10 protein-coding genes and 1 pseudogene are annotated in these 12,267 nt (G+C 73.3%); 3 read left to right on the top strand and 8 right to left on the bottom strand.

Annotated elements, in window-relative coordinates; translation table 11 throughout:
- Both AB0E19_RS22000 and AB0E19_RS22005 read right to left on the bottom strand, forming a co-directional pair.
- Window positions 1-210: pseudogene (locus AB0E19_RS22000) on the bottom strand (hypothetical protein); the annotation flags it as partial.
- A gap of 1 nt (window position 211) precedes the next feature.
- A complete protein-coding gene (locus AB0E19_RS22005) occupies window positions 212-1,072 on the bottom strand; it encodes a bifunctional methylenetetrahydrofolate dehydrogenase/methenyltetrahydrofolate cyclohydrolase (RefSeq protein WP_360601392.1) in 861 nt (286 codons plus the stop codon).
- Between the two features lie 273 nt (window positions 1,073-1,345).
- Here AB0E19_RS22005 and AB0E19_RS22010 point away from each other — a divergent pair, with 273 nt between their 5' ends.
- Window positions 1,346-1,978, top strand: a complete 633-nt coding sequence (locus AB0E19_RS22010) for a hypothetical protein (protein WP_362182696.1) — start codon at window positions 1,346-1,348, stop codon at window positions 1,976-1,978.
- Window positions 1,979-2,039: 61 nt separating this feature from the next.
- Here AB0E19_RS22010 and AB0E19_RS22015 read toward each other — a convergent pair whose 3' ends face one another.
- The 3 genes from AB0E19_RS22015 to purN form a co-directional block, all read right to left on the bottom strand.
- Complete coding sequence (locus AB0E19_RS22015) at window positions 2,040-3,476, bottom strand: DUF2079 domain-containing protein (RefSeq protein WP_362182946.1); 1,437 nt, start codon at window positions 3,474-3,476, stop codon at window positions 2,040-2,042.
- Between the two features lie 102 nt (window positions 3,477-3,578).
- Entirely contained in the window at window positions 3,579-5,138 is a 1,560-nt protein-coding gene (gene purH / locus AB0E19_RS22020) for a bifunctional phosphoribosylaminoimidazolecarboxamide formyltransferase/IMP cyclohydrolase (RefSeq protein ID WP_362182699.1), read from the bottom strand.
- A complete protein-coding gene (purN, locus tag AB0E19_RS22025; protein ID WP_362182702.1) occupies window positions 5,119-5,748 on the bottom strand; it encodes a phosphoribosylglycinamide formyltransferase in 630 nt (209 codons plus the stop codon). Before purN ends, purH begins: the two co-directional genes overlap by 20 nt.
- A 218-nt stretch (window positions 5,749-5,966) precedes the next feature.
- Here purN and AB0E19_RS22030 point away from each other — a divergent pair, with 218 nt between their 5' ends.
- Complete coding sequence (locus tag AB0E19_RS22030; RefSeq protein WP_362182705.1) at window positions 5,967-6,746, top strand: hypothetical protein; 780 nt, start codon at window positions 5,967-5,969, stop codon at window positions 6,744-6,746.
- Window positions 6,747-6,772: 26 nt separating this feature from the next.
- Here the strand turns inward: AB0E19_RS22030 and AB0E19_RS22035 are convergent, their stop codons facing one another.
- Window positions 6,773-8,278 carry a DUF6350 family protein gene (locus tag AB0E19_RS22035; RefSeq protein WP_362182708.1) on the bottom strand — a complete coding sequence of 502 codons (1,506 nt, stop codon included), beginning with the start codon at window positions 8,276-8,278 and terminating at the stop codon, window positions 6,773-6,775.
- A 120-nt stretch (window positions 8,279-8,398) separates the two neighbouring features.
- Between AB0E19_RS22035 and AB0E19_RS22040 the strand changes: the two genes are divergently transcribed.
- Window positions 8,399-9,706, top strand: coding sequence for a helix-turn-helix domain-containing protein (locus AB0E19_RS22040; RefSeq protein WP_362182711.1), 1,308 nt, complete (start codon window positions 8,399-8,401; stop codon window positions 9,704-9,706).
- A gap of 98 nt (window positions 9,707-9,804) precedes the next feature.
- Here AB0E19_RS22040 and sucD read toward each other — a convergent pair whose 3' ends face one another.
- Entirely contained in the window at window positions 9,805-10,689 is an 885-nt protein-coding gene (sucD, locus tag AB0E19_RS22045; protein ID WP_169088634.1) for a succinate--CoA ligase subunit alpha, read from the bottom strand.
- 21 nt (window positions 10,690-10,710) lie between these two features.
- Window positions 10,711-11,889, bottom strand: coding sequence for an ADP-forming succinate--CoA ligase subunit beta (sucC, locus tag AB0E19_RS22050; RefSeq protein ID WP_362182715.1), 1,179 nt, complete (start codon window positions 11,887-11,889; stop codon window positions 10,711-10,713).
- Window positions 11,890-12,267: the final 378 nt, after the last annotated feature.

Consider the following 12,267-nt stretch of genomic DNA (forward strand, 5'->3'; position numbering starts at 1 on the left):
CCCCAGGACGAGGAGCAGCGGCCACTGACGGGCCGGCGCCGGGGCGTCGCCGCCCGCCGCCCGGCCGCCGCCCTCGGGGCGGGCCGTGTCGGTGGTGACCGTCGGCGGCCGGCGCGAGCCCCGCACCCGGCGGACCTTCGACACCCGGCCGCGCGGCAGCTCCCGCGGACCGTCAGGGCCCCCGGGGGCGGCCGGGCTCCCCGAGGTCATCTCAGAGCGCCGCGGCCGCGCGCTCCGCGGCCTCGACGACGTTCACGAGCAGCTGCGCGCGGGTCATCGGGCCCACGCCGCCGGGGTTCGGGGAGATCCAGCCGGCCACCTCGGAGACGTCCGGGTGGACGTCGCCGAGGATCTTGCCCTCGGCGTTGCGCGAGACGCCGACGTCGAGGACGGCCGCGCCGGGCTTCACGTCCTCCGGCTTGATCAGGTGCGGCACGCCGGCGGCGGCCACGATGATGTCGGCGTTCCGCAGGTGCGCCGAGAGGTCGCGGGTGCCGGTGTGGCACTGGGTCACGGTGGCGTTCTCGGAGCGGCGGGTCAGGATGAGCGGCATCGGGCGGCCGATGGTCACGCCGCGGCCGACGACCACGACCTCGGCGCCGTTGATCTCCACGCCGTGGGCGCGGAGCAGGGTGACGATGCCGTTCGGCGTGCAGGGCAGCGGGGCGGGCTCGTTGAGCACCAGCCGGCCGAGGTTGGTCGGGTGCAGGCCGTCGGCGTCCTTCGCCGGGTCCATCAGCTCCAGGACGCGGTTCTCGTCGATGCCCTTCGGCAGCGGCAGCTGGACGATGTAACCGGTGCACGCCGGGTCCTCGTTGAGCTCCCGGACGACCGCCTCGATCTCCTCCTGCGTGGCGGACGCGGGGAGTTCGCGCTGGATGGAGGCGATGCCGACCTGCGCGCAGTCGCGGTGCTTGCCGGCCACGTACTTCTGGCTGGCCGGGTCGTCGCCGACCAGGACGGTACCGAGACCGGGCGTGACGCCCTTCTCCTTGAGGGCCGCCACGCGGACGGCGAGTTCGGACTTGATCGCGGCCGCGGTGGCCTTGCCATCGAGAATCTGGGCGCTCATGGGGACATCCTCCCGGATGACCCCCGCCGAGTTCCAATTCGGTCCCGCCCGGCTCCCGCCAGGGGTTCCCGGGGAAGCCCGGCGGGCCGGAACGAAGAGTTGCACTTGCACAACTCCGGTGCGTATCGACTGGACAACACGTCGGAGCTACGGAGACGATGACCAGCGCAGTGCCGCGGAAAGTGCCGGGGGGAGTCCGCTCACAGGCCGTGAAAGTTCCTCCGCGCGGGCCGCGTCGTCCCCGCACGAGAACATTCACGGAGGAATGCCCCGATGAGCTTCGGCGAACCGAACAACCCCTACGGCCAGCCGCCGCAGGGCCAGCAGCCGGGCTACGGCTACCCGCAGGCCCCCCAGGGCGTCCCGCAGCAGGGCAACTACGGCTACCCGGCCGCCCCGCCCGTCTCGCCGTACGGCGCCTACCCCGGCGGCCCGGGCATGGTGCCGCAGTCCATGCCCGGCCTGCTGACGACGGCGCGCGTCTTCCTGTACCTGATCTCGGCGGTGCAGATCCTCATCGGTCTGTTCTCCCTGTACGGCGGTGCCGTCGCCAGCGACGCCTCGGACCTGTCGTCCACGTACGGCGAGGACAACCCGTTCGACTCGCTCGCCTCCGCCGCCGCCGGCGTCCTGATCGTCGTCGGGCTGATCTTCCTCGGCCTCGCCGCGCTGTCGATCACCCTCGGCGTGAAGTTCGGCAACGGCGGTCAGGGCATCCGGATCACGACCATCGTGTACGGCGCGCTCGGCACCGTCGTCGGCGCCCTGTACCTCTTCGCCGCCCTCGACACCGGCCTCGCCTCGGCGATGATCTTCCCGCTGATCTGGGTGGTGTTCGCGGTGATCATCACGATCGCCCCCGCCGTCTCCAGCGGCTCCGCCTGGTTCTCCCGCCCGCGCTACTGATCCGCGCGGTACGCCGAAGGGCCCGGCTCCCGTCGAGGAGCCGGGCCCTTCGGCGTACCCGCTACTTCTTCTTCAGCACCGCGAAGCCGTCCGAGCGGTGGACGATCTCGTACGCCGCCTCCGGGTGCAACTGCGAAGCCGTCATCGCCGGGTCCGAGGCCTGGCCGGACCAGCCCCGCAGGTCGAGCGCGAGGTAGTCGGGCGTGGCGCCCTTCGCGGTGCCCACCCAGTAGACGGTGTGGTCGGCGGTGAGGTGCGCGAGGAGCGGGACGTCCGCCTCGACGGAGGCGCCCTCGGGGACCGCCGCGACGGCCGCGCGCGCCTGCTCGGCGCGGACGTCGGCGGCGTACGTCTCCGGCTTCAGCAGCTCCCGCAGCGGCAGGTCGGCGGCGAGGGTGAGCCCGACGGCCGTGGCGGCGGCGACGGCGACCTTGCCGTACGCGGCGAGCCAGGGGCGCGGCGAGGTGCGCACCGTGCGGACGGCGTCGACCAGGGCCAGGAAGACGACCGGCATCAGGACGGCGCTGTAGTGCCAGTGCATGCCCCAGTGGTTGGCGTCCTGGGAGACGAACCGCCAGCCGAGGGTGGGCAGGGCGATCAGCACCAGCGGGGAGCGCAGCGCGAGGAAACCGGTGATCGCGAGGAGGTAGAGGACCATCTCCCAGCGCTCGCCGGAGGTCAGCGCGTCCGTGACGATCTGGACGAGGGAGGTCTCCGCGCCGCCGCCGGTCTTCTCGATCTTGGCCCAGTAGTCGTACTGGCCGAGCTTGCTGGCGGTCGGGATGAGGACGAGCACGGTCAGCGCGAAGAAGGCGGTGCCGAAGGCGGCGAGGGCCGCGCCGAGCTTCCGCTGCCCCTTGAGGGCGAGGACGACGCCGACCATGGCGACGGTCAGCCCCATGTCCTCCTTGACGAGGACGAGCGGCGCCGACCAGGCGACGGCGGCGGTCCAGCGGCCGAGGAGCAGTGCCCGGCAGGTGAGGGCGAGCAGCGGGACGGCGAAGGCGATCTCGTGGAAGTCGGACTTCACCGCCTCCTGGAGGCCCCAGGAGAGGCCGTAGGCGACGGTGAGGGCGATGCCGGTGGCGCGGCTGCCGAGGACCTGCTGGGCGGTGCGGCCGACGATCACGGCGGAGCCGGCGAAGAGCGCGGCCTGCGCGAAGAGCAGCGAGACCGGCGAGGGCCAGAGCCAGTAGAGCGGGGCGAGGAGCGCCGTCACGGGGCTGAAGTGGTCGCCGAGTATGGGGAAGCCGGGCCCCTTGATGTCGGCGACGGGGACCCTGAACTCGGCGTAGGAGCGGACGGCCTGCCCGAAGATGCCGAGGTCCCAGGAAGGGGTGCGGAAGTGGTCGTACTGCACCCAGGAGTAGAGGAAGTACGCGGCGGTGAGGAGGACGGCGACGAGCGCGTACGGGAGGTACGGGACGGGTGCCGGGTCCTGGCCGTCGGCGGGCCGCTCGTCGGAGGGGTCCGCAGTGGGCTTGCTCAGTACGTCCAACACCACGTCTCCACTACTGCCGGTCGGCCCGGGGCCTGACCATTAGACCAGAGACGGGCTCCGGGACCCCCTGACGAGGAAGGTCCCGGAGCCCGCGCCCCGTCAGTGGAAGAAGTGGCGGGTGCCGGTGAAGTACATCGTCACGCCGGCCTTCTTCGCGGCCTCGACGACGAGCTCGTCGCGCATCGAGCCGCCGGGCTGGACGACCGCCTTGACGCCGGCCGCGGTGAGGATCTCCAGGCCGTCGGGGAAGGGGAAGAAGGCGTCGGAGGCCGCGTACGCGCCGCGGGCGCGCTCCTCGCCGGCCCGCTCGACGGCGAGCTTGGCGGAGTCGACGCGGTTGACCTGGCCCATGCCGACGCCGACGGAGGCGCCGTCCTTGGCGAGGAGGATCGCGTTGGACTTGACCGCGCGGCAGGCCTTCCAGGCGAAGGCGAGCTCGGCGAGCTCGGCCTCGGAGAGGGCGTCGCCGGTGGCCAGGGTCCAGTTCGCCGGGTCGTCGCCCTCGGCCTGGAGGCGGTCGGTGACCTGGAGGAGGGCGCCGCCGTCGACGGGCTTGACCTCGACCGGGTTGCTGGGGGCGCCCTCGGCGCGCAGCACGCGGATGTTCTTCTTCTTGGCGAGGACCTCGACGGCACCGTCCTCGTACGCCGGGGCGACGATGACCTCGGTGAAGATCTCGGCGACCTGCTCGGCCATCTCCACGGAGACCGGGCGGTTGACGGCGATGACGCCGCCGAAGGCGGACAGCGGGTCGCAGGCGTGGGCCTTGCGGTGGGCCTCGGCGACGTCGGCGCCGACCGCGATGCCGCACGGGTTGGCGTGCTTGATGATCGCGACGCAGGGCTCGGCGTGGTCGTACGCGGCCCGGCGCGCGGCGTCGGTGTCCGTGTAGTTGTTGTACGACATCTCCTTGCCGTGCAGCTGCTCGGCCTCGGCGAGGCCGCCCGTGCCGTCGACGTAGAGCGCGGCGCCCTGGTGCGGGTTCTCGCCGTAGCGCAGGACGTTCTTGCGCGCGTAGGTGGCGCCCAGGAAGTCGGGGAAGCCCGAGTCGTCGGCGGCGGCGTAGTCGTCGGCGAACCAGGAGGCGACGGCCACGTCGTACGCGGCGGTGTGCTGGAAGGCCTCGGCGGCGAGCCGCTTGCGGGCGGTCAGGTCGAAGCCGCCGGCCTGGACGGCGGCGAGCACGTCCGCGTACCGCTCGGGGCTGGTGACGATGGCGACCGACGGGTGGTTCTTGGCGGCGGCGCGGACCATCGACGGGCCGCCGATGTCGATCTGCTCGACGCACTCGTCCGGGGTGGCGCCGGAGGCGACGGTCTCGCGGAACGGGTAGAGGTTCACGACGACCAGGTCGAAGGGCTCCACGCCGAGCTCGGCGAGCTGCTCGCGGTGCGACTCCAGGCGCAGGTCGGCGAGGATGCCGGCGTGCACGCGCGGGTGCAGGGTCTTGACGCGGCCGTCCAGGCACTCGGGGAAGCCGGTGAGCTCCTCGACCTTGGTGACCGGGACGCCGGCTGCGGCGATCTTCCCGGCGGTGGAGCCGGTGGAGACGAGCTCGACACCGGCCTCGTGCAGACCGCGGGCCAGCTCCTCCAGACCGGTCTTGTCGTAGACGCTGACCAGCGCGCGGCGGATGGGCTTAACGGTGTCCGTGTTCACCGATCTGAACCTTTCGTCCCTCAATGCGGTAGCCGTGCCGGGCGAGACGCCCCACGACGTCGACGAGCAGCGAGCGCTCGACTTCCTTGATGCGCTCGTGCAGAGCGGCTTCATCGTCCGAGTCCCGGACCTCGACCGCGCCCTGGGCGATGATCGGGCCGGTGTCGACGCCGTCGTCGACGAAGTGGACGGTGCACCCGGTGACCTTCACGCCGTGGGCGAGCGCGTCACGCACCCCGTGGGCACCGGGAAAACTGGGGAGGAGCGCCGGGTGGGTGTTGACGACCCGGCCGCCGAAGCGGGCGAGGAACTCCTTGCCGAGGATCTTCATGAACCCGGCCGAGACGACGAGGTCCGGTGCGTACGCGGCGGTGGCCTCGGCCAGGGCGAGGTCCCACTCCTCGCGGCTCGCGTGGTCCTTCACCCGGCACACGAAGGTGGGGATCCCGGCCCGCTCGGCCCGCTCCAGACCGGCGATGGCCTCGCGGTCGGCGCCGACGGCGACGATCTCCGCGCCGTAGCCCTCGGGGTCGGCGGCGATGCCGTCGAGGAGGGCCTGGAGGTTGGTACCGGACCCGGAGACCAGGACGACAAGGCGGGCGGCAGCCACAGGGTCACTCTTTCCGTGGTGTTTGTGCGGTCCTACGAACGAATCGTGCCCGTCGATACGGGGAACCCTACGAATGGCTCGACCGTCAGCAACGATACCGGCACACCGGACGGCCCCCACGGGACGGGGGCGGAGCAGGGGGGTAGCGTCAGGGTCCGACGCCGGTCACGCCGCCCGGTGCGAAGCGGTCACGACGACAGAGGGAAGACGTCCAGCAGATGCCGGATCGCCAGTCCACGAACGACAACAACCCGTTCGCCCCGCCGCCCGAGGGCACTCCCGACCAGCCGTGGCAGCCGCGCCGGCCGGACGGTTCCGCAGGCTCCGGCGGCCCGGACGGATCGGGCGCTTCGGGCGGCTCCGACGGCTCGGACGGCGACGACGCCGGCTCCTCGTCGCCCGTGACGGGCGGCGCCGACGGGCGCTGGAGCCCGCGCCAGCCGGGCCGTTCCTCGGCCGGCTTCGGGCGCGGTCCGGAGCGCGGGGCCGACCGCCAGGGCGGTCAGGGCGGCTCCGGACCCGAGCGGCCCGGACTGCGCTGGGACCCCACGGACCCGGCGCAGCGGCGCGCGCGGTACGCGGTCCTCGGCGGCATGTGGGCCTTCTTCTTCGCGATCTTCGACATCCCCGAGCTGGCCCTGCTGCTCGGCGCGCTCTCGCTGTACTGGGCGGTCAGCTCGCTGCGGGCCAAGCCGAAGGCGGCGACGGAGACCGCGGCGCGGGTGTCGCCGGAATCACAGGGCGCGTCCCAGCCCTCGGGACAGCCGTCCGCGGCGCCGAGCGCCCCGAACGCGGCCCGCTCGATGCGGACGGCGGCGATCAGCGGCCTGGTGGCCTCGTCCGTGGCCCTGCTGATCGTGGGCTTCGGCTTCACGATGCAGCTGGTCTACAAGGACTTCTACGAGTGCCGGGACGACGCCCTCACCCACGCGGGCGCGGTCGCCTGCAACGACCTGCTGCCCAAGCCGCTGCGGGACGGGTTCGGGGTGCGCGACTAGGCCGTTTCTTCCGGCCCCTCTCCCGGTCACTCCGCCCCGGTCGTCCCCGACGGCCGGGGCGGTTCCGTGCGCGGGGACGGTTCCGGAAGGAGGGGCAGTCCCGTGTGCCGGGGCAGTCCCGTGTGCGGGGGCGGTTCCGCGGGGAGGGGCGTCTCCCAGGAGGCGGGGAAGTAGTCGTACGGGACGTAGCCCTCGTCCTCGTCGGCGGCGCCCTCGCGGGGGAAGCCGGCGGCGGGCGCGGTGGCGGCCGCCAGGGCCGGTTCCGGTGTCGCGGCCTTGGCCTGCCCGGCCCGCTTCGAGGCCTTCGGCGGCTTCGGCGGCTTCGGTTCCTTCGGCTGCTTCGGCCGGGGTACCCGGCGGCCCCAGGCCCGTACCGTCAGCGCCGTCGGCAGGCCGACGGCGACGCCCCACAGCACCGCCGCCGCCCCCGCCTGCCACCACACCGGGCCGAAGGCGAGCAGCCGGCCCGAGCCCAGCGGGCCGCCGGCCGCGCCCGCGAGGACGGCGACCGCCGCCCCGGACGCCCAGGCCGCGCCCAGCGCCGCGAGCGCCGTCTCCCGGGTGGGGCCGGTGCCGGTGGAGCGGCCCACCGAGCGGCCGAGGGCCACCGCCGCGAGCAGCGGCACGGCCGCCGCCGCCCACTGCGGCCAGCCGCCGGGCCCCTGCGGCGGCAGCGCCGCCAGGAGCGGGAAGGGCGGCACGGCGGGGTCGCCGACGAGGCCGAGCGGGGTCGCGAGCGCGCCCGTGCCGAGGGCGAAGCCGGGGCCGAGCCCGTACGCGGCGGCCCACACGGCGGCGTTCGGCAGCAGCGCGAGGAGGAGCAGCGCCAGCGTCACCCGTCCGGACCACTCCCCCGCGAGTCCCTCGTACGAGACCCGCGCCGCGCCCGCGCGCCAGACCAGCGCGGTCCCGGCGAGGACCGCGCCGCCCGCGAGCAGCGTCACCAGTCCGGTGGCCGCGCCGCGCAGCGCCGCGGCGGTCTCCTCCCGGCCCGGCAGGGGCCGCCCCAGTGCCGTCCAGACGCCCGCGCCGGTCGCGCCGAGGACGACGCCGGGCAGCCACAGGCCGGCGGTGACGAGGTCGCCGGGGAGCGGGCCGCTCGCGCTGTAGACCACGATCACGGCCGCGACCAGCAGATATCCCCCGGACACCGCGCCGAGCGTGCCGGCCGGCGAGGGCCTCGGACGGTTCTCGTCGGCGGGGTCGAGGGTGGACCGGGCCGTCCGGTAGAGCAGCCAGACCGGCAGCAGGGACGGCAGCAGCGGCACGATCCCCAGCGGCGCGGGGAGTCCGCCGAGGGTGTCGGTGCGGATCAGGTCCACGCCGTGGGCGAGCAGCCAGAGCCCGGCGGCGAGGTGGAGGGCGCCGCCGGCGCCGCTGTCGGGGAACGGCGAGCTGATCCAGGCCACGATCACCAGGACCGCGAGCGCGCCGACGCCGAGTCCGGCGGCGACCCCGCCGCGGACGCAGGCGGTGGCGAACGCGGCGGAACGCCCGCCCTGGACCAGGGAGTGCTCGGTCAGGTGGGTCACGGGGGCCATGCTGCCAACGACACGCGCTTTCGCGGCGTAACAGGCAAACATCCGTTGTGTCGCTCAAGATACGTTTATGTACTTTTCCGCCCAGAGGTGCTCTGCGGGAGGTCGACACCGATGAGCCAGACGAGCCGGGGCGGCGACACCGCGCCCCCCTCCACCGCCACCGCGCTGCCGACACCGAAGGAGCGGCGCCGGCTGCGCGAGGCGCTCGCCCTGAGCGAGGAGCAGGTCGCCGAGGCGATGGGCGTCACGAAGGCCACCGTCAAGGCCTGGGAGACCGGCCGCTCGGCCCCGCGCGGCCGCAAGCGCGAGGCGTACGCGAAGCTGCTCGGCGGCGCGCCGGACACCGTTCCGGACGCCACCCCGGACACCGTTCCGGACGCCGTCGCGGAGACCGCTTCAGGCACCGTTTCGGACATCGTTTCGGACACCGTTGCGAAGGAGACCCCGGGCCGCGCCGCCGGGAAACCGGCTCCCGCGCCCACTCCCCCGCCCGCCCACGTACGGCCCAAGGCCGCCGTCAAGCGGGCCGCCAAGCCGCCGAAGTCCCCCTCCCGGCCCGACCAGCGCAGGAAACCGGAGCAGGTGCGGCCGCCGGAGGAGCCCGTCGCGCCCGTGCCCGGACTCACGCCCGAGGAGGCCTTCGACGCGCTGTACGGGTACGCGGCCCCCGGCCTCGTCCACCAGGCGTATCTGCTGACCGGGCGCCGGCAGCTCTCCCGGGAGGCCGTCGAGCACGCCTTCCGGCACGCCTGGGAGCACTGGCCCGAGGTGGCCACGGACGCCGACCCGGTCGGCTGGGTGCGGGCGGCGGCGTACGAGTACGCCCTCTCCCCCTGGCACCGGCTGCGCCGCGCCCACCGGCATCCCGACGCCCCGCCGACCGAGGCCGGGCGGCGGGCGCTGCTCGGCGCGCTGCTCGATCTGCCGGCGCCGTACCGCCGTACCGTCCTGCTCTACGACGGGCTCGGGCTCGATCTGCCCGAGACGGCGGCCGAGACGGAGGCGAGCACCCCGGCCGCCGCGAACCGGCTGCTGTACGCGCACGCGGAGATCGGCCGGCGGGTGCCGGAGCTGGCCGAGCCCGAGGCGATCCAGCGGCGGCTCGCCACGCTGGTCGCGGAGGCCCCGACGGCGACCCTGCCGGGGGCCCGCTCGGTCCGCGGCGGCAGCGAGCGGCGGACCCGGCGGTTGACCCGGGCGGTGGTCGGGGCGACGGCGGTCCTGGTGTGCGTCACGGCCCTGACGGCGGCGACGGCGCCGACCCGCTACATCCCGGACGTCGCGCCCGGCCAGACCGTCAACGGCGTGCCGGTGCGCGGCGGGCCGCAGAAGCTCGGCCGGGAGGACGTGGAGCTGCGCGACCGGCTGCGCTCCGAGCCGAACCCGGGTCCCGAGCGGCTGATCCCGACCGCCGAGTAGCGGGCGGACTCCCCCGGCGGGTACGCACGTGGGCCCCGCCCCTCCGGTCTCCCGGAGGGGCGGGGCCCACGTGCTTACGGCCTGTGCGGTGCCGTTCCTCAGCCCGCGAGGATGGCGCGCGCCAGCTTGGCGGTCTCGGTGGGGGTCTTGCCGACCTTCACACCGGCGGCCTCCAGGGCCTCCTTCTTCGCCGCGGCGGTGCCGGAGGAGCCGGAGACGATGGCGCCGGCGTGGCCCATGGTCTTGCCCTCGGGGGCGGTGAAGCCCGCGACGTAGCCGACGACCGGCTTGGTGACGTTGGCCTTGATGAAGTCGGCCGCACGCTCCTCGGCGTCGCCGCCGATCTCGCCGATCATGACGATCAGGTCGGTGTCGGGGTCCGCCTCGAAGGCCGCGAGGGCGTCGATGTGCGTGGTGCCGATGACCGGGTCGCCACCGATGCCGACGGCGGACGAGAAGCCGAGGTCACGGAGCTCGTACATCATCTGGTACGTCAGCGTGCCGGACTTCGAGACCAGGCCGATGCGGCCCGGCTTCGTGATGTCGCCCGGGATGATGCCGGCGTTGGACTGGCCCGGGGTGATGAGACCGGGGCAGTTCGGGCCGATGAGGCGGGTCTTGTTGCCCTTCTCCACGGCGTACGCGTAGAACGCGGCGGAGTCGTGGACGGCGATGCCCTCGGTGATGACGACGGCGAGGGGGATCTCGGCGTCGATCGCCTCGACGACGGCGGCCTTGGCGAAGGCCGGCGGCACGAAGAGGACCGAGACGTTGGCGCCGGTCTCCTTCATGGCCTCGGCGACGGAGCCGAAGACGGGGACCTCGGTGCCGTCGAAGTCGACCTTGGTGCCAGCCTTGCGCGGGTTCACGCCGCCGACGATGTTGGTGCCGTCACCCAGCATGAGCTTGGTGTGCTTCATGCCCGTGGCACCGGTCATGCCCTGGACGATGACCTTGCTGTCCTTGTTGAGGAAGATAGCCATGGCTGTTCTGTCCCTCTTCCCTTACTTCGCGGCCGCGAGCTCGGCGGCCTTGTCGGCCGCGCCGTCCATGGTGTCCACGCGCTGCACGAGCGGGTGGTTGGCGTCCGACAGGATCTTGCGACCCAGCTCCGCGTTGTTGCCGTCGAGGCGGACGACGAGCGGCTTGGTGACCTCTTCGCCCTTCGAGGCGAGGAGCTCCAGGGCCTGCACGATGCCGTTGGCGACCTCGTCACAGGCGGTGATGCCGCCGAAGACGTTGACGAACACGGACTTGACGTCCGTGTCGCCGAGGATGATCTCCAGGCCGTTCGCCATGACCTCGGCGGAGGCGCCGCCGCCGATGTCGAGGAAGTTGGCGGGCTTCACGCCGCCGTGGTTCTCACCGGCGTACGCGACGACGTCCAGGGTCGACATGACCAGGCCGGCGCCGTTGCCGATGATGCCGACCTCGCCCTCCAGCTTGACGTAGTTGAGGCCCTTGGCCTTGGCGGCGGCCTCCAGCGGGTTGGCCGCGGCCTTGTCCTCCAGGGCCTCGTGCTCCGGCTGGCGGAAGTCGGCGTTCTCGTCGAGCGAGACCTTGCCGTCGAGGGCCAGGATGTCGCCGGAGGCGACCTTGGCCAGCGGGTTGACCTCGACGAGGAGGGCGTCCTCGGCGACGAAGGTCTTCCACAGGGTCACCAGGACGTCGGCGACCTTCTCGGCGACCTCGGCCGGGAACTGGGCCGCGGCGACGATCTCGCGGGCCTTCTCGATGTCGACGCCCTTGTTGGCGTCCACCGGGACCTTGGCGACCTTGTCGGGGGTCTCCTCGGCGACCTGCTCGATGTCCATGCCGCCGGCGACGGAGGCGATGGCGAGGAAGGTGCGGTTGGTGCGGTCGAGGAGGTACGAGACGTAGTACTCCTCGACGATCTCCGGAGCGGTCTCCGCGATCATCACCTTGTGGACCGTGTGGCCCTTGATGTCCATGCCCAGGATGTCCGTCGCGCGGGCGACGGCCTCGTCCGGGGTGGCGGCGAGCTTGACGCCGCCGGCCTTGCCGCGGCCGCCGACCTTCACCTGGGCCTTGACGACCGACTTGCCGCCAAGACGCTCGGTGGCCTCGCGCGCCGCCTCAGGCGTGTCGATGACTTCACCGGCCAGCACCGGTACACCGTGCTTGGCGAAGAGGTCCCTCGCCTGGTACTCGAACAGGTCCACGCGCGTCCCTTTTCTAGATGATCGCGGTTCGTTGTCTGCGTGGGCGTGCCGCGAAGGGCAACGTGACTGCGCTGTCACTAGGGAGGCGTACACGGTGTCCGTGGACGCGGCATGTCCGTCCCGCAGGTTATCCCCGTGGGCCGTTGGTCCCTAAATCGCAGATCACAACCCAGCGGTGATACGGGTCACAGAACGTAGGGGCGACCGGGCTGTCCGTGGGCATCGAGGGACCCCCGCCCGGACGTCATCGGGCAGGCCGGGGGCGGGGTTTGCCCCCCTCACGCCACGCCGGTCCGCCGGGTGAGGGCCACCCGGCCGCGGATGTGATATGGGCCTCAGTGGGCCCGGGCGCGCCCGTCCGGGTGGCCGGGCGGCGAC

The organism is Streptomyces sp. NPDC047974, assembly GCF_040653375.1.
Taxonomy (GTDB): domain Bacteria; phylum Actinomycetota; class Actinomycetes; order Streptomycetales; family Streptomycetaceae; genus Streptomyces.

Excerpts from the sequence above, each read along its gene's own strand:
- AB0E19_RS22005 (WP_360601392.1), bottom strand. The coding sequence starts at position 1,072 with ATGAGCGCCCAGATTCTCGATGGCAAGGCCACCGCGGCCGCGATCAAG.
- AB0E19_RS22010 (WP_362182696.1), top strand. The coding sequence starts at position 1,346 with ATGAGCTTCGGCGAACCGAACAACCCCTACGGCCAGCCGCCGCAGGGC.
- AB0E19_RS22030 (WP_362182705.1), top strand. The coding sequence starts at position 5,967 with ATGCCGGATCGCCAGTCCACGAACGACAACAACCCGTTCGCCCCGCCG.
- AB0E19_RS22040 (WP_362182711.1), top strand. The coding sequence starts at position 8,399 with ATGAGCCAGACGAGCCGGGGCGGCGACACCGCGCCCCCCTCCACCGCC.
- sucD (WP_169088634.1), bottom strand. The coding sequence starts at position 10,689 with ATGGCTATCTTCCTCAACAAGGACAGCAAGGTCATCGTCCAGGGCATG.